Genomic DNA, 15,176 nt, shown 5'->3' on the forward strand with positions numbered 1-15,176 from the left:
CGTGCTGAGTAGATTGTTTCCACAGAAACCATATCTACGGAAACCAAAGGAGCCGCGATGAAGGCAGCGCTGGTCACCGAATGGGGCCGCAACCCCTCCTACACCGACGTGCCCGACCCCCAGCCGCGTGACGGTGCGGAGGTGGCCACCGTCGAAGCATCGGCCCTGACCAATCTCACGCGGGCCCTGGTATCAGGAAAGCACTACGCCAGCAAGGAGATTGCGCTGCCGGCCATTCCCGGTGTCGACGGCGTGGTCCGGCTGGGCGACGGGAGACGCGTCTACGCCAACGCAGCCGCCCCATCCGGCATGTTGGCGCAGCGCACATTGGTGCAACCGCTCGGCGGTATCGACGTTCCCGACCACGTGGACTCGGTGACCGCCGCGGCAATCCCGAACCCCGGCCTCTCGGCCTGGCTGGCCCTGTCATACGCCGCAGCAGTCAAACCGGGTGACCACGTGCTGGTACTCGGCGCCACCGGCGTCACCGGCTCGGTCGCCGTGCAGCTGGCCAAGTCGGTGTTCAAAGCCGGCCGTGTGGTGGTGGCCGGGCGCGACAGAGGCCGGCTGGACTGGTTGCGGTCGGTCGGGGCCGACGAGGCGATCGCTCTGGGTGTAGACGACCTGCAGGCGCGGGTCACAGAACGTCACACCGAGAAGCCGTTCGACGCGGTGCTCGACTACCTGTGGGCCGATCCCGCCACGCAGGTGCTCACCGCACTGGCGGGCAGTCACCCGGCTGCGCACTACCACGCAACGCGGTTCGTCCAGATCGGGTCGATGGCCGGGCCGACGCTGAATCTCGACGCCGGCGTGCTGCGCGGCACGGGCATCACGCTGTCCGGCGTCGGCATCGGCAGTGTGCCGCTCGACGTCCTGATCTCGGCCAGAACCGAAGCGCTGCCAAGGTTGTTCGACATGGTCGCCGCGGGTGAGCTCGAATTGCGCACCCAGGCAAGAGCATTGGCCGACGTCGAACAGGTGTGGGAGCGGGCGGAGCCGTCAGGCACCCGGGTTGTGTTGACGCCCTGATTCGTCCGCGAGCAGACGCCTGGGTACCCCGACGTGCGGCACCCTGCGCGTCTGCTCGCGGAGAAAAGGGGAGAAACTCAGCCGAAGCGGCCCGAGATGTAGTCCTCGGTCGCCTTCTGGGTGGGGTTGGAGAAGATCTTCTCGGTGTCGTCGATCTCGATCAGCTTGCCGGGCTTGCCGGTGGCCTCGAGATTGAAGAACGCGGTCTGATCGCTCACCCGGGCGGCCTGCTGCATGTTGTGCGTGACGATGACGATCGTGAAATCCTGCTTGAGCGTGGAGATCAGATCCTCGATGGCCAGCGTCGAGATCGGGTCGAGCGCGGAGCAGGGCTCGTCCATCAGCAGCACATCGGGCTGCACGGCGATCGCGCGGGCGATGCACAGCCGCTGCTGCTGACCACCCGACAGGCCACCGCCGGGCTTGTCGAGACGGTCCTTGACCTCGTTCCACAGGTTGGCGCCGCGCAGCGAACGCTCGGCGACCTCGTCGAGAGTCTTCTTGTTGCGCACACCCTGCAGCTTCAGGCCGGCCACCACGTTGTCGCGAATCGACATGGTGGGGAACGGGTTCGGACGCTGGAACACCATACCGATGGTCTTGCGCACGCCCACCGGGTCCACGCCGGCGCCGTAGATGTCCTCACCGTCGAGTAACACCGATCCCTCAACGCGGGCCCCCGGAATCACCTCGTGCATGCGGTTCAGCGTGCGCAGCACGGTCGACTTACCGCAGCCCGACGGTCCGATGAAAGCCATCACGCTGCGCGGCTGCACCGACAGCGAAACCTCGGAAACGGCGTGAAACGCGCCGTAATAGATGTTGACGTCCTTGAGATCCAGCCGCTTGGCCATGGATAGCTCCTACACCTTCTTGGGGGAAAAGAATTTGGCCACCGCACGGGCTCCCACATTGAGCAGGGCGATCAGCACGATGAGCGTCAGCGCCGCTCCCCAGAGCCGGTCGGTGGGCACCGGATTGGCTCCCGCACCCGCCGAGATCTGGTCGTACATCATGCCCGGCAGCGATCCCATGAATCCGCCGAACATGTCGAAGTTCATCGCCTGCGCGTAGCCGACCAGGATCAACAGCGGCGCCGTCTCACCCATCACGCGGGCCAGCGCCAGCATGATGCCGGTGACGATGCCCGACATTCTATCGCTTGTTAGAACTGTTGCACCGATGGTCGATTGTCGGCATATATGTCCAGGTGGATTGAATGTCGATTCACGTTGCCTTAGCCACAGGACGGAACACGCCGTTGAGCCATGGCTAGGGAGCCTGAGAATCGCGAAGCGGCCCCTGACTGTTCGCTTAGTCGTCTCCACTCACGCGAATGCAGTTAGCTAGCCCTACTAGTAGTACATTCGCCGGATGGTTCTCGAGAGGATGATCGACCGGAAAGAAGCCGCCACCGCCCTGGCGGTGGAGGTACTCGACGAGTTGCGCGTATCCGTTCTGGAGTGCCTGCTTGCCTTGGATGCCATCTCCCAAGAAACCATCATCGATTTCGAGCCGCTCACCGAAAGCCTTGCCGCATCAGGGAGAGTCGCTCGGCAGGCATTCATTGCAGCGAGCTTGTTGAACCAAGACGCGGAGTTTGCTCCGCTGTGCCGCGAAAGCGATTGCATGACACCGGGTTCGATCATCAATCGACACTGGGCCGCAGTCGCGGAAGGTGCACCGGCTACCCCTCCTGATCGATCCGATGTCGACGACTTCGAAACCGAGATAGGCGGCGTGTTCGCCAGAAGCGATGGACCACTAGGCGCGGCTCAGCACCCCCATTTGCTTAGCATTGCGGAAGTAGAGATTTCGAGTTCTGATACCGAACAAGCAGTTGCACCCGGCCAATACCACCCGGCGGCATCCATCGAGGACGACCGCGATGCGTATCGCAGGCAAGTCGAAACAGCATTGATGGATCGCAGACAGCGACATATGGCGGTACGTCGGGAAACGATTCGAACTGCGGGTAACCATGTGGTTCAGCAGTGGATGGAACGTCGGGCTTCCTCGATGGCGGAGAACGCGTAGCTTGCCGAGAACGCACGCGCTCATGCGCAGCGAAAGTGGTTGCGATGAAGAATGTTTCAACTACAGGACCACGTGGTCAAGCACATTGGACAGCACCTGATCGGGGCCGTCAAACGCCCTCACGCACCAAACGAGCGCCGCCGAACGGCTTGTTGCCCAACGCACTACCTCCCGTAGCCACTCCACCGATGACAGTGCCAGCGCGGGGCCTTGACGCCGAGTGTCACGCGGCCTCACGGCTTGGTGAAGCACGCGCAATCGGCACCACAGCAGAGACAGTCGGCCATCGGCAGCGCCATATCGCACCACATTATGGCCGGCTTGGCGCTGGTGACAGCGAAATACACTTTGCCTGTGGCAGTTGCACCCTCAGCGAGGGTCGCCCCGGAGATACCGGACGTGCTGGCCAGCTGCCACGGTACTGGGTAGCCAAGGTGATCGGCACCCATCGCCTCGATGCCAGGGATCACCGGGGCCACAGCGCCTTTGACCGCCCGCACCGATACTGTGGCCTCCCACAAGGGTCGCACCCTACCTAGTTGGAGGTCGCAACTGCGCAGTTGGTTGCGGCGATAGACCGGCGTTTCGGCGTACACCCGGAACCGTCGGCGGCGCGAAGGGCTGACGGGCGGGGCCATTAGCGGCCCATCATGGGTCCCATCATGGTTGGCATGCCATTGACAACGAAGCCGGTAACTTCTCGCGCGTGGGCGCGGATGGCGTCGATAAGAGCGGGATCAGTGGCAGTTTCGATAACGGCAACACCGTTGGAGGTCAGCGTGATTTGGCGTTGGTAGTCAGATGCTCTCCGGAACAGCGTGGGCAGGCTGTCGCTCATGCAGGTCACTTCAGCACCTTGGCCGAGGTGGTCATACATTGAGGACACGTGGGCATGCAGTTGCGCGACGAGATCAGGGGCGCCGGATTCAGTGACGGTACGGATCCCGCCTGGTATGTCTTCGACGGTGCGCCGCAGTTCATTGTGTCGGGCGAACATAGCCATGTAGCGGCTCATATCGGTGCCCGAGATTCCACCCATCATCCCGGGCCCCTCGGCTCGGCCTGCCGGCATCCGAATGGTGGTGCGCAGCAGGTAGGCCAGTGCGGCCACGGTGCCGGCCGCCCCGAGGACGGCAAGAGCGGTGCGTCTGGGCATTTCGGTCATGTGCGGCTTCTTTCGTGATGGTGCCGGCGTGGACACACCACCGCCCGCGGCGAGTCAGGTCGTGGCGGCCTTACGGGTGACGACCCGTTCGACGAGCCCGAGGGTGAACCGCTCGACGCGGTCAATGTCGAGGCCGTCAGCGGTAAGGAGGTGGTCCAGTGGGCGGCGCTGCTGCGGATGTGATCGACCAGGACGAGCCGCCCACCTGGGCGCAGTACCCGGGTCATCTCGGTTAGCGCTTGGGTGTGGTTGGGGATGGCGCACAGCCCGAGGGGGCATACGACGGCGTCGAAGCTGGCATCGTCGAACGGCAATCGGTGGGCGTCGGCCCGTTGCAGAACGGCGGGGTGTCCGAGATCGGCGGCGCGGTCACGGGCCAGGTCGAGTATCTGCTCGCTCCAGTCGATGCCGGTCGGCCGGACAGTTTCGGGGCAGAAGGGCAGGTTGAGGCCAGTGCCGATCGCGACTTCCAGAACGTCGCCGGTGGCTTGGCTGCAGACCCACTGGCGGGAGTCGCCGAACAGGTGGCGGTCGAAGAACCCGATCTCACGGTCATAGTTGCGGGATTTCTTGTCCCAGTACCGGTTCCAGCGTGCGCTTCGATCATCTGATGTAGCCATGGTTCACCTCGCGTCGCCGGTCAGGCGTTGCGGAGCGTCCAATATGGGCTGCCGTCTGCCGACAGTCTCACAGTAGTCGCGTGGGCCTGGCCGTGGGCGTCGTTCCCCTACCACCCGAACTTCGGCTCTAATCGAGACCACCTGCACCAGCAACGAGCAGGTCGGGGTCATCGCGTGATGACCGTGGCGCGACACTGGACATCAGAATGAATCAGGCTGTCCGAGTACAGATGTGGCTGGCCACCAGCGTTGCGGGTTGCCCACAAGGATGGCACCGGCCTGGCACTGCACCTCCACCCCACCGAGCCACCGAGGAGACACAGACGTCGGGTCCCAACCCCACCTCGAAGCATCGCCGCTAGTCGGTTATAATCGTCATATGGCGATGAATGAGTCGGATGCCTGCCTCGTCGGCAGTACCTCAGGGACCTCCTCCAATCTGGATGCCGCGGTGGCGCTGTTTCACAGCCTCTCCGATGGCGCCCGGCTGGCGACCGTGCGCCGGCTGGCCGACGGGGAAGCCCGGGTGGTCGACCTGGTCGGTGAGCTGGGGTTGGCGCAATCCACCGTCTCGGCCCATGTGGCGTGCCTGCGGGACTGCGGACTGGTCACCGGGCGCCCCGAAGGACGACAGGTGTTCTACTCGCTGACGCGCCCCGAACTGCTCGACCTGCTCGCCTCAGCGGAGACGCTGCTGGCCGCCACGGGCAGCGCGGTGGCGCTGTGCCCCAACTACGGAACCCGCTCCCGCACGGGCGCGGCGACCTCCACGAAGCAGGCCCGGCGATGAGCGACGCATGCGGCTGCGGCAACGACGAACCCCGCTCCGACGAGCAGGAGCGTGAACCCGAGCGGCTCTGGCAGATCAAAGAACTGCAGTTCGCCGCTATTTCGGGGGTGTTCCTGCTGGCAGCGCTGATCGCTGGATTCCTCGGCGCCACCGAGCCGATCGTCCTCACGCTGCAAGCGGTGGCGCTGCTGGCCGGTGCCTATACCTTCGTGCCGTCCACCCTGACGCGGCTGGCCAAGGGCAAGATCGGGGTCGGCACCCTGATGACCATCGCCGCGGTGGGCGCAGTGATCCTCGGCGAGGTGGGCGAGGCCGCCATGCTGGCCTTCCTGTTCTCCATCAGCGAGGGACTGGAGGAGTACTCGCTGGCGCGCACTCGCCGCGGACTGCGCGCGCTGTTGTCGCTGGTGCCCGATGAGGCCACCGTGCTGCGTGACGGCACCGAAATTGTCGTCGCACCAACCGAATTGCGGATCGGCGACCGGATGCTGGTCAAGCCGGGTGAACGTGTCGCTACCGACGGCATCATCGGGCAAGGCCGCACCGCGCTCGACGTCTCGGCCATCACCGGCGAGTCGGTTCCCGTCGAAGCAGGGCCAGGCGATGAGGTGTTCGCCGGGTCGATCAACGGCACCGGCGTACTCGAGGTGGAGGTCACTACCACCGCCGAGGACAACTCGCTGGCCCGCATCGTGCGCATCGTGGAGGCCGAGCAGTCCCGCAAGGGCGCCTCCCAACGCTTGGCCGACCGCATCGCCAAACCGCTGGTGCCCGGGGTCATGATCGCCGCGGCACTGATCGCGGTGCTGGGCAGTGTGCTCGGTGACCCGGCTACCTGGATCGAACGTGCCCTGGTGGTGCTGGTCGCCGCCTCCCCGTGCGCCTTGGCAATCTCCGTGCCGGTCACCGTCGTGGCCGCGATCGGAGCCGCCAGCAAGCTGGGTGCATTGGTCAAGGGCGGCGCCGCGCTGGAAGCGCTGGGCAAGATCCGCGGCGTTGCACTGGACAAGACCGGCACACTCACCGCGAACCGGCCCACGGTTATCGAGGTGGCCACCACCAACGGTGCCACTGGCGAACAGGTGCTGGATCTGGCGGCAGCCCTGGAAGCGCGCAGCGAGCACCCGCTGGCCGCGGCGATCCTGGCCGCAGCCGACACCGTCATCCCCGCCACCGACGTCGAGGCCGTCACCGGTGCCGGCCTCACCGGGCATCGCAACGGGCACACCATCCGGCTCGGCCGGCCCGGCTGGCTCGACCCCGGCCCACTCGCCGGCGATGTCGCACGCATGCAGCAGGCCGGCGCCACCGCCGTCCTCGTCGAAGACAACGGACAGCTGATCGGGGCAATTGCAGTACGCGACGAGTTGCGCCCCGAGGCCGCCGAGGTGGTGGCCCAACTGCGCGGCGACGGCTACCACGTGGCGATGCTCACCGGCGACAACCAGGCCACCGCCGCGGCGTTGGCCCGCGATGTCCGGATCGACGCCGTGCACGCCGAGTTGCGCCCCGAGGACAAGGCCCGACTGATCGAACAGCTCCGGGCCCAGCGCCCCACGGCGATGGTGGGCGATGGCGTCAATGACGCTCCTGCCCTGGCCACTGCCGACCTGGGTATCGCAATGGGCGCGATGGGCACCGACGTGGCGATCGAAACCGCGGATGTGGCGTTGATGGGCGAAGACCTGCGCCACCTGCCGCAGGCGTTCACTCATGCGCGTCGGGCGCGCCGGATCATGCTGCAAAACGTCGGCCTGTCCCTGGGCCTGATTGTCGCGTTGATGCCGCTGGCCTTGTTCGGGATGCTCGGCCTAGCCGCCGTCGTGCTGGTCCACGAACTCGCCGAAATCGTGGTCATCGCCAACGGAGTACGGGCCGGACGCACCAAACCCCTAGCCACCGCGACAGTAGACCGGTCGGCCCGCCAAACCCGCGCGGCCTCGGTCGACGCACCGTCGTGACCCCCGGCCACCCCGGCCGGCAGGCCACCGTGATGCGGTCGCGCATCACCCTGGCCGCCACCGCGGTCCTCGTCGCAGGGATGGCCGCCCTACCGGGTGGCGCGCTGGCCAATGTGATCGACCGCACCGCCGATGCGATGGTCACCGACTACGTGCACACGGGCTGGTTTCCCACCTTCAACCTCGCTGACGCCTTCATCGTCACAGGCGCAGCCATACTCGTTGTGGCCAGTTGGCGCGCGAGCGGCACCGCAGACACCGGGATACGCGCATGATCCTGTCGTCCGTGCTACCCGCGATCGGCCTGTTCACCGTCACCAACATCGACGACATCATCGTGCTCTCAATGTTTTTCGCCCGCGGCGCGGGACAACGCGGGACAACGGCCCGAATCACCGCAGGTCAATACCTGGGATTTGTGGGCATTCTGGGCGCGGCGGTGCTCGTCACGGTGGGTGCCGGAGCGTTCCTTCCTCCACAAGTCATCCCCTACTTCGGACTCATACCGCTCGCGCTGGGGCTGTGGGCGGCCTGGCAAGCCTGGCGTGACAACGACGACGATGACGACGCGGCGAAGGTCGCGGGCAAAAACGTCGGCGTCTGGACGGTCGCTGCAGTCACCTTCGCCAACGGCGGGGACAACATCGGCGTCTACGTCCCCGTCTTCCTCAGCGTGGGACCCGCGGCCGTGGTGGCATACTGCATCGTCTTCCTCGCGCTCATCGCGGTCCTCGTCGTCGCCGCCAGATTCGTCGCCACCCGCCGGCCGATCGCCGAAATCCTCGAACGCTGGGAACACATCCTCTTCCCGATCGTCCTGATTGCCCTCGGCATCGTCATCCTGGTCAGTGGTCTCGCCGACTAAGGAGCAAGAAGCCCTTCTCTCGCACAGTTGACCGCCGAAAGACTTGTCGCCCAAAAGGGATCCATGCGTAGCGTCATGTGATCTATTGCCGTCATCGCACCCGTTATCGTCGCTGCAGCCCACGTTCACGGGCTACACCACCGGCGACGAGTCCATGCCCAAGGCGGCACCTTCCACTTCGCCCCCGGTTAACCGCGTTTGTATCTATCAAATCGGTGGCCAAATGAAGCGCCGCGAACGGCCTCGGCTGCCGGAGACAGTGCGATCTAGTCCAGGAGTCGGCCGCTGATGAGGCGCAGCTGTGGATAGGCGTTGGCGACGGGCAGCACAGTGCCCCCGGGGTGTGCTGTGAGCCAGTCGTCGGCTGCTTGGGGGTTCGCAAAGAAACGGCCGGGGTCGCAGATGGTCGCACGCACTGCGGCGGAGTCCATAGTCTGGGAACCAGGAATCGAGATCACCGCGGTAGAGGGCGAGAGGTCGGTAACACCGGACCGCGGGTCAACCGTGAAGCTGACAACGATATCGGTTGTCGGGCAGCGGGATTCGATTTGCGCGCGGCGATCGAGGATCACCGGAAACAGCAGGGTGTCGGCGGCACACCACGTATAGAGGTGCTGCCCGTCGACGATGTAAACATGCGGGCTCGGGTTGAGAGTCAATCCCCACCCGATGATGCGGTGATGGTCGTCGTACTCGATATCACGGCCTGCGGGAGCAGTGGTGAGGTCGGCTCTATCGACGCCGGCGGCCGCACAGAGATCGGCGACCGTGACGGGACCGCCGCCGGCGAGCAGGCGCACGGCGGTGCGCATGAGGTGCCGTCCAGTCTTCTGGTCGGTGTCCCTTGAGACGCTGTCGGCGCCTGGGTCTGCGCACATCAGCGGCTCCTTCCGTGCCGCATCCCGGAGGTGATCGGCTGAATTGGCGCGCAATGCGGTCAAGAGACGCTCGGGTGTCGGCAGGTCGAGCCGGCAGGCGTCTGCAGCCAGGACCGTAGCTGCGGGGCACATCACATCGGCACCGTCGACGAGGACTGTTGGCGAGGGGTAGCGGCCCACTCTCTCGATGATCGGCAAGTCCAGAGCCATGCTGCTCAGGCAGTCGGTGACCAGCTGCCGGGCGGACGCGGCATGAGGACAGTCGGGTGCAGTGAGCAGTTCGATGCGCATGTGTTCAGTCTCCGGTGGCCGAATGTGGTGTGGTGGCGGCGATGTGAATGTCGTGCAGGATCGGGCACTCCCGCTGGAGTCGAGGCTGATCGCAGGTTTCGACGAGCCGGCCGAGCGCATTGCGCATACCGGCCAGCTCATCGATCCGACGCTGCAGGTCGCCGATACGCGCATAGGCCATCGCTTTGGCATCGTCACACGAGGCCGGCCCTCCGCCGGCCAGGTGCAGCAGTTCCTCGATGTCATCGAGCGTGAATCCCAATTGTTGGGCGCGTTTGACGAACCGCACGACCCGTACCGCGTCCGCGGAATAGCATCGGTATCCCGACCCGGTCCGCTGCGGTGAGGGTAGCAAGCCACGGCGTTCGTAGTAGCGCAAGGTTTGGGCATTGACGTGCGCCGCCGCAGCGACCTCACTGGTTCTCACCCCACCAGCATGAACCCTGTACCCAACTATCGGGTCAACTATCGGGTCAAGCCGACGTAGGTATTCTCCACATAGTTGCAGCCGTTTATTTGCGAACGCAACGAGCTCGCACGCACAGCCATCACTGATGGCGCGAGATTCTAGGAACGGCAACACTGTTGATGAACATCGCATTGCACATCCTTGCAATCCAAGTTGGTGGATCTGTCAACTTCCGCCATCTCAAATACCTATCCGCCATCCTCTCACCTGCACGTTCTCACGCAGGTGGCGTGCAAGGCCCATCCAGATGGCGGAGCCCGAAACTGCTGGGGGTCTGCTGCCATCGGCTAGGTGTGTGAAAGGTATTGTCACTGCGACTGTGAGCGACACGTTGGCCGTCGTGCTGCCCCCCTCATCCGGACTCGGGCCTGTCGTTCGGCCGACGAGCCCGAATTGGGATGGTCAACCTCTGACAGTTGTCGATGGTTGGACGTTGTCGACGATTAACGAGGCTTGCATTCCGTACCTAGGTACGGGTTTATCGTCGGTGTATGGCGATCGAAGATGGCTCGGATTGGGTGCCCCAATCGTGCTCGCTGCCGTCCGCGGAGAGGCCATTGCGGGTGGCTGAGTTTGACCGGTTGTTTGGTGAATCGGCGGTGCGGTCAACGCGGGTGACCACCACGCGGCTCGACGTGGAGCTGGACGCCGCGGCGCAGCATCGCGCGCGGGATCTGGCCGCGCGGGAGTCGGAGTGCTGCTCGTACTTCACGTTTACTTTTGAGACAGTGGGGCCGAATGTGGTGATGCGCATTGAGGTTCCACCGTCGCAGAGCGCTGTGCTGGATGCTCTGGCTGGCCGCGTCGACGTGGCGACCCGAGGTGGCGTCACGTGAGTGAGACAGGACTGCGCAGCGGTCAGCTGGCTGGCGCGGCGGGTGTGAATGTTGAGACGCTGCGGTATTACGAGCGCCGGGGTCTGTTGGCCAAGCCGCAGAGGTCGTTGGGTGGGCACCGGTTGTATCCGGCGCAGACGGTGACGATGCTGCGGGTGATCAAGACGGCGCAGCGTCTGGGGTTCACGCTCGATGAGGTGGCGGACTTGTTGGCCGCGACGCGGGTGGGTGCCCGCTCGGATGCGGGGTTGCGGGCCCGGGCGCAGACCAAGCTGGCCGAGATCGACCAGAAGCTCGCCGAGCTCGCCGCGGTGCGCGACACATTGCGCTCGGCGCTGGAAGCAGGCTGTGATGATCTGCTCGCGTGCGCGGAAAGCCCGTGTTGCCCACTGCCGTTCACCACTGATTTCGACGCGAGCTGAAGGGTCTGCGCGGTGGCTGCTGCGGATAGGCGCTCCAGTAGACGGTGGTGGACCCTGATCGGTGCCGGAACGTTGATCTGTGCGAGTTGCTGCCTGCTGGTGCCTCTACTGGCAGCAGCAGGGATCGCTGGCAGCGCAGCGCTGCTGATAAGCGCCGGGCGGCTGGAGACGATCGGATTCGCATTGGTCGCACTCGGCGTGGCTGGGTTCGTGCTGATGAGGATCCGGGCCAGACGCTCCCAAGACCTCGCCTGTTCGCCGGCTGACGACGGTCCGGGGTGCGGATGCATGCCGTCGGATCCGACCCTGCCTGAGATCCCGTCGAAACCAAGCGGTTCATAGGACTGCGAGGCTTGAGGTAGGTTCCTCGGCCCTCGGCCCTCGGCCCGACCGAGTGTGGTTGGGCCGCAACCGGATTTGTGTTATCCGGTCAGTCAATTCTGTGCGGGAGTATGCCCGCCCAAACGGTGTGGAGGTTTGTCATGCGCGTGTCAGGGTGCATTGCGGTAGCGGCGGCCGTCGCCGTCGCGTTGGCGGGGTGCGCCGGCAGCGGCGCCCAGCAGGCACAGTCGCAGGCCGCGGTGACGTCGGCGGCACCCTCGGGGATGCAGCCCGATGCGGTCGGGCGGGCGGTGCCCGAGCAGCTGAGGTTCACCAGCGCGCTGGTCGACGGGATCAGCTTCGAGGGGTCGTCGTTGGCGGGCAAGGACGCGGTGTTGTGGTTCTGGGCGCCGTGGTGCGGGGAATGTCGCCGCGAGGCCCCGCATGTGGCCGCGGTGCAGAAGGCCACCGGCGACAAGGTCGTGGTAATGGGGGTGGCCGGCCGCGGCGACAACGCCGGTATGCGCTCGTTCATCGACGCCACCGGGGTGGGCGGGTTCGCTCATATCGTCGACACCGACGGGACGGTGTGGCAGCGCTTCGGGGTGGTCCAGCAACCCGCGTACGCCTTCATCGATCACACCGGGGCGGTGACGGTGGTGCGCGGCTCGCTGGGCGAAGACGAGCTCGCGGCCCGTGTCGATGCGCTGAGTAGCTCCTAGGTCGGTGATGGATACTCTGGGTTTCGCGTTGGCGGCCGGTGCGCTGGCTGCGGTCAATCCGTGCGGATTCGCCATGCTGCCTGCGTATTTGGCGTTGTTCATCGCCGGTGACCAGCCGCCGTTGGGACTGGGGAGTGCTTTGGTCGCAGTACGTCGCGCTCTGGCGGCGACGGCGGCGATGACGACCGGGTTTCTGGCCACGTTTGTCACCGCTGGGCTGGTTTTGTCCCCGGTCGCGGCGACCCTGCAGCGATGGGCGCCGGCACTGACCGTGGTGATCGGGGTCGGGCTGGCGGTGATGGGTCTGCTGATGGTCACCGGCCGGGAGCTGACGCTACCGTTGCCGAAACCTGGATCTGCGTTCAATCCGGCCGCGGGCCTGGGCCCAATGGCGCTCTATGGGGTGGTGTATGCGGTGGCGTCGCTGGGCTGCACGATCGGCCCGTTTCTCGTAGTGACCGCCACAACATTCACCTCCGGCAACATCCCCGCCGGGATCGGTGCGTACGGTGCCTACGCGATCGGGATGGGCCTGGTGGTCGGGGTGGCCTCGATCAGCGTCGCGCTGGCCCGCCAGTCGGCCACCCAGCGGCTGCGCCGACTCCTGCCCTATGCCGCACGGGCCGCCGGCACCTTGCTGCTACTGGCCGGCGGCTATGTCAGCTGGTACGGCATCTATGAGCTGCGGATCTTCGCCGGCGCGCGGGTCAATGATCCGATCATCAACGCCGCCGCCCGAATCCAAGCCACCATCGCATCGCTAATCGGCTCGGCCGGTCCCCCCGCTCTCGCCGGCATTCTGGCCGTCATCCTGGTGACCGCGGGCACGGCTGTCCTTGTCGGCAGAGCCTGTCGCCGTCGCCGATCACTCACCAACGACTCGGCTGACCACTCCGCCACCAGCCAGTAGTGCTTGTTCATGGGGCTTGGCCCTGTAGTGGGGTTGAAGGTTTAGGCTGCCCGCTGTGAGTCGGATGCGGATCTCTCAGCTCGCAAAGCGCAGCGGCGTGCCAGCCAGCACGCTGCGGTTTTACGAGACGCTGGGTCTGTTGGCGGCGCAGCGCACTGATTCTGGGTACCGGATCTATGACGAGGCCACCGTCGAGCGGTTGGCGTTCATCCGCGCCGCCAAACGGGTCGGCCTGCCGTTGGAGGAAATCGGCGAGCTACTCACGGTGTGGGATCAGGGCGCGTGTGTTGATGTGCGGACCCGGCTGCGCCCGATGATGACCGCACGGCTCGACGAAGTCACTTCCCGGATCGGCGAGCTGCGTGCCTTCGCCGATGTCCTCACCGACGCGCTCGATCACCTCGATGCCCTGCCCGACCGCGCCACCCCATGCGACGCATCTTGCAGTTTCCTGAAATCACCCGCGCGACAGGAACATCGGTGATCTACGTTATCGCCGCACCGTGTGTGGATGTCAAAGATAAAGCTTGCATCGAAGAATGTCCGGTCGACTGCATCTACGAGGGCACCCGGATGCTCTACATCCACCCCGACGAATGTGTGGACTGCGGGGCATGTGAACCTGTCTGCCCGGCCGAGGCCATCTTCTACGAAGACGACCTGCCCGACCACTGGGCCCATTACGCCACGATCAGCGCCGAATTCTTCGCCGACCTCGGCTCACCCGGCGGCGCTACCAAGACCGGCGCCCAGGCCTTCGACCACCCGATGGTAGCGGCGCTGCCTGCCACCAATACCTAACCACCGCAACAGATCCAGCGTGGTGCCGGCTATCTCCCGTGCCCGGTGCATGCTGAGGAAGGACGTAACGTCTTGTCGTCACCGCTGACCGAGTGGCTCGAACGCCACCAGATCCCCATCTACCTGGCCGGGCTGGCCGCCGGGGCTGCAGTCGGGGCAGCCTGGCCCGCCGGCGAGCATGCGTGGGAGGCCGCCATCTACCCGGTACTCGGCGCCCTGCTGTACGCGACGTTTCTGCAGGTTCCGTTCACCAAACTGACCGCGGCGTTTCGTGAAGTCCGGTTTCTAGCCGCGGTCCTGGGCGTCAACTTCATCGTGGTGCCACTTGTGGTCGCCGCCCTGACCACCTTTGTGTCCATGCCCCAAGCGGTGCTGCTGGGTGTGCTGCTGACCTTGCTGACACCGTGCATCGACTACGTCATCGTGTTCTGCGGCCTAGCAGGCGGCGACAACCAACGCCTGCTGGCCGCCGCGCCGCTGCTCATGCTGATCCAGATGCTTGCATTGCCGCTGCTGTTGTGGCTGTTCGTCGGTCCCGAACTCGCCGACATCGTCGACGTCGGCCCCTTCCTGGAAGCCTTCCTCATCCTCATCGTGGCGCCCCTGCTGTTGGCCTGGGCCACCGAAGGGCTTGCAATGCGCCACCGCAGCGGACAAGTGATCTCCTCGGCGATGGCCGCGGCGATGGTGCCACTGATGACAGCCACGCTGTTCGTGGTGGTCGCCAGCCAATTCCCCAAGATCAGCCACCAGGTCGACCAAGTTCTCAAAGTGGTCCCGATCTACGCCGCGTTCCTGCTCATCATGGCGCTGCTCGGGTTGGCAGTGGTGCGACTGCTCCGGTTCGACAGCGGACGTGGTCGGGCCCTGATCTTCAGCGGCGCCACCCGCAACTCCCTGGTCGTACTCCCGCTAGCACTGGCACTACCAGCCGCCTACGCGACCACCCCCGCCATCGTGGTCACCCAAACTCTCGTCGAACTGCTCGGCATGATCATCTACGTTCGCGTCGTCCCAAAGCTGATTCTCACTCATCCCGCGGATGGGTAGTGTCTG

19 protein-coding genes and 1 pseudogene are annotated in these 15,176 nt (G+C 65.3%); 13 read left to right on the top strand and 7 right to left on the bottom strand.

The genetic code is table 11. The features are described from left to right. Nucleotides 1-57 precede the first annotated feature (57 nt). A complete protein-coding gene (locus BN2156_RS28540) occupies nucleotides 58-1,032 on the top strand; it encodes a quinone oxidoreductase family protein (RefSeq protein ID WP_090518277.1) in 975 nt (324 codons plus the stop codon). 77 nt (nucleotides 1,033-1,109) lie between these two features. Here BN2156_RS28540 and pstB read toward each other — a convergent pair whose 3' ends face one another. Continuing rightward, the gene (pstB, locus tag BN2156_RS28545; RefSeq protein WP_003884662.1) at nucleotides 1,110-1,886 is read right to left on the bottom strand and encodes a phosphate ABC transporter ATP-binding protein PstB; all 777 of its coding nucleotides are present in this window, start codon (nucleotides 1,884-1,886) and stop codon (nucleotides 1,110-1,112) included. Between the two features lie 9 nt (nucleotides 1,887-1,895). Then, nucleotides 1,896-2,186: pseudogene (locus tag BN2156_RS28550) on the bottom strand (phosphate ABC transporter permease PstA); the annotation flags it as partial. 220 nt (nucleotides 2,187-2,406) lie between these two features. Between BN2156_RS28550 and BN2156_RS28555 the strand changes: the two are divergent. Continuing rightward, nucleotides 2,407-3,069 carry a hypothetical protein gene (locus tag BN2156_RS28555; protein WP_017555386.1) on the top strand — a complete coding sequence of 221 codons (663 nt, stop codon included), beginning with the start codon at nucleotides 2,407-2,409 and terminating at the stop codon, nucleotides 3,067-3,069. 233 nt (nucleotides 3,070-3,302) lie between these two features. On the opposite strand, the gene BN2156_RS28560 is transcribed toward BN2156_RS28555, so the two are convergent. From BN2156_RS28560 to BN2156_RS28570, 3 genes are read right to left on the bottom strand one after another with little or no spacing between them, the layout of a single operon-like run. Further along, nucleotides 3,303-3,707 carry a DUF1942 domain-containing protein gene (locus BN2156_RS28560; protein ID WP_085990810.1) on the bottom strand — a complete coding sequence of 135 codons (405 nt, stop codon included), beginning with the start codon at nucleotides 3,705-3,707 and terminating at the stop codon, nucleotides 3,303-3,305. After that, nucleotides 3,707-4,234, bottom strand: a complete 528-nt coding sequence (locus BN2156_RS28565; protein ID WP_005086265.1) for a hypothetical protein — start codon at nucleotides 4,232-4,234, stop codon at nucleotides 3,707-3,709. The genes BN2156_RS28560 and BN2156_RS28565 overlap by 1 nt, the downstream gene beginning before the upstream one ends. Further along, nucleotides 4,231-4,854 carry a class I SAM-dependent methyltransferase gene (locus BN2156_RS28570; RefSeq protein ID WP_005086266.1) on the bottom strand — a complete coding sequence of 208 codons (624 nt, stop codon included), beginning with the start codon at nucleotides 4,852-4,854 and terminating at the stop codon, nucleotides 4,231-4,233. Before BN2156_RS28570 ends, BN2156_RS28565 begins: the two co-directional genes overlap by 4 nt. 379 nt (nucleotides 4,855-5,233) lie before the next feature. Between BN2156_RS28570 and BN2156_RS28575 the strand changes: the two genes are divergently transcribed. The 4 genes from BN2156_RS28575 to BN2156_RS28590 are packed head-to-tail and all read left to right on the top strand — an operon-like array spanning nucleotide 5,234 to nucleotide 8,470. Beyond that, a complete protein-coding gene (locus BN2156_RS28575; RefSeq protein ID WP_005086267.1) occupies nucleotides 5,234-5,644 on the top strand; it encodes an ArsR/SmtB family transcription factor in 411 nt (136 codons plus the stop codon). Next, nucleotides 5,641-7,605 (top strand): heavy metal translocating P-type ATPase, encoded by a 1,965-nt coding sequence (locus BN2156_RS28580; RefSeq protein ID WP_005086268.1) that lies wholly within the window; start codon nucleotides 5,641-5,643, stop codon nucleotides 7,603-7,605. Before BN2156_RS28575 ends, BN2156_RS28580 begins: the two co-directional genes overlap by 4 nt. Further along, nucleotides 7,602-7,880: a signal peptidase II gene (locus BN2156_RS28585; RefSeq protein ID WP_005086269.1), complete on the top strand. Its 279-nt coding sequence runs from the start codon at nucleotides 7,602-7,604 to the stop codon at nucleotides 7,878-7,880. Before BN2156_RS28580 ends, BN2156_RS28585 begins: the two co-directional genes overlap by 4 nt. Continuing rightward, nucleotides 7,877-8,470, top strand: coding sequence for a cadmium resistance transporter (locus tag BN2156_RS28590; RefSeq protein WP_005086270.1), 594 nt, complete (start codon nucleotides 7,877-7,879; stop codon nucleotides 8,468-8,470). Before BN2156_RS28585 ends, BN2156_RS28590 begins: the two co-directional genes overlap by 4 nt. Before the next feature lie 266 nt (nucleotides 8,471-8,736). Here BN2156_RS28590 and merB read toward each other — a convergent pair whose 3' ends face one another. After that, nucleotides 8,737-9,639 (bottom strand): organomercurial lyase MerB, encoded by a 903-nt coding sequence (merB, locus tag BN2156_RS28595; protein WP_005086271.1) that lies wholly within the window; start codon nucleotides 9,637-9,639, stop codon nucleotides 8,737-8,739. A 4-nt stretch (nucleotides 9,640-9,643) separates the two neighbouring features. Further along, on the bottom strand, nucleotides 9,644-10,066 hold the full coding sequence (locus BN2156_RS28600) for a MerR family transcriptional regulator (RefSeq protein ID WP_005086272.1): 423 nt from the start codon (nucleotides 10,064-10,066) through the stop codon (nucleotides 9,644-9,646). A gap of 533 nt (nucleotides 10,067-10,599) precedes the next feature. Between BN2156_RS28600 and BN2156_RS28605 the strand changes: the two genes are divergently transcribed. The 7 genes from BN2156_RS28605 to BN2156_RS28635 all read left to right on the top strand — a co-directional run bounded on the left by BN2156_RS28605 (nucleotide 10,600) and on the right by BN2156_RS28635 (nucleotide 15,170). Continuing rightward, nucleotides 10,600-10,944: a hypothetical protein gene (locus BN2156_RS28605; protein ID WP_005086273.1), complete on the top strand. Its 345-nt coding sequence runs from the start codon at nucleotides 10,600-10,602 to the stop codon at nucleotides 10,942-10,944. After that, complete coding sequence (locus tag BN2156_RS28610; protein WP_005086275.1) at nucleotides 10,941-11,366, top strand: MerR family transcriptional regulator; 426 nt, start codon at nucleotides 10,941-10,943, stop codon at nucleotides 11,364-11,366. The genes BN2156_RS28605 and BN2156_RS28610 overlap by 4 nt, the downstream gene beginning before the upstream one ends. A 482-nt stretch (nucleotides 11,367-11,848) precedes the next feature. Continuing rightward, nucleotides 11,849-12,409 (top strand): redoxin domain-containing protein, encoded by a 561-nt coding sequence (locus BN2156_RS28615; RefSeq protein WP_005086276.1) that lies wholly within the window; start codon nucleotides 11,849-11,851, stop codon nucleotides 12,407-12,409. Between the two features lie 7 nt (nucleotides 12,410-12,416). Then, nucleotides 12,417-13,319, top strand: a complete 903-nt coding sequence (locus BN2156_RS28620) for a cytochrome c biogenesis CcdA family protein (protein WP_005086277.1) — start codon at nucleotides 12,417-12,419, stop codon at nucleotides 13,317-13,319. Nucleotides 13,320-13,383: 64 nt separating this feature from the next. Continuing rightward, nucleotides 13,384-13,803: a MerR family transcriptional regulator gene (locus tag BN2156_RS28625; protein ID WP_017555390.1), complete on the top strand. Its 420-nt coding sequence runs from the start codon at nucleotides 13,384-13,386 to the stop codon at nucleotides 13,801-13,803. Beyond that, on the top strand, nucleotides 13,800-14,120 hold the full coding sequence (fdxA, locus tag BN2156_RS28630) for a ferredoxin (protein ID WP_005086279.1): 321 nt from the start codon (nucleotides 13,800-13,802) through the stop codon (nucleotides 14,118-14,120). Before BN2156_RS28625 ends, fdxA begins: the two co-directional genes overlap by 4 nt. A 72-nt stretch (nucleotides 14,121-14,192) precedes the next feature. Then, nucleotides 14,193-15,170: an arsenic resistance protein gene (locus BN2156_RS28635; RefSeq protein WP_005086280.1), complete on the top strand. Its 978-nt coding sequence runs from the start codon at nucleotides 14,193-14,195 to the stop codon at nucleotides 15,168-15,170. Nucleotides 15,171-15,176: the final 6 nt, after the last annotated feature.

Source organism: Mycolicibacterium neworleansense, from assembly GCF_001245615.1.
GTDB classification, from domain to species: domain Bacteria; phylum Actinomycetota; class Actinomycetes; order Mycobacteriales; family Mycobacteriaceae; genus Mycobacterium; species Mycobacterium neworleansense.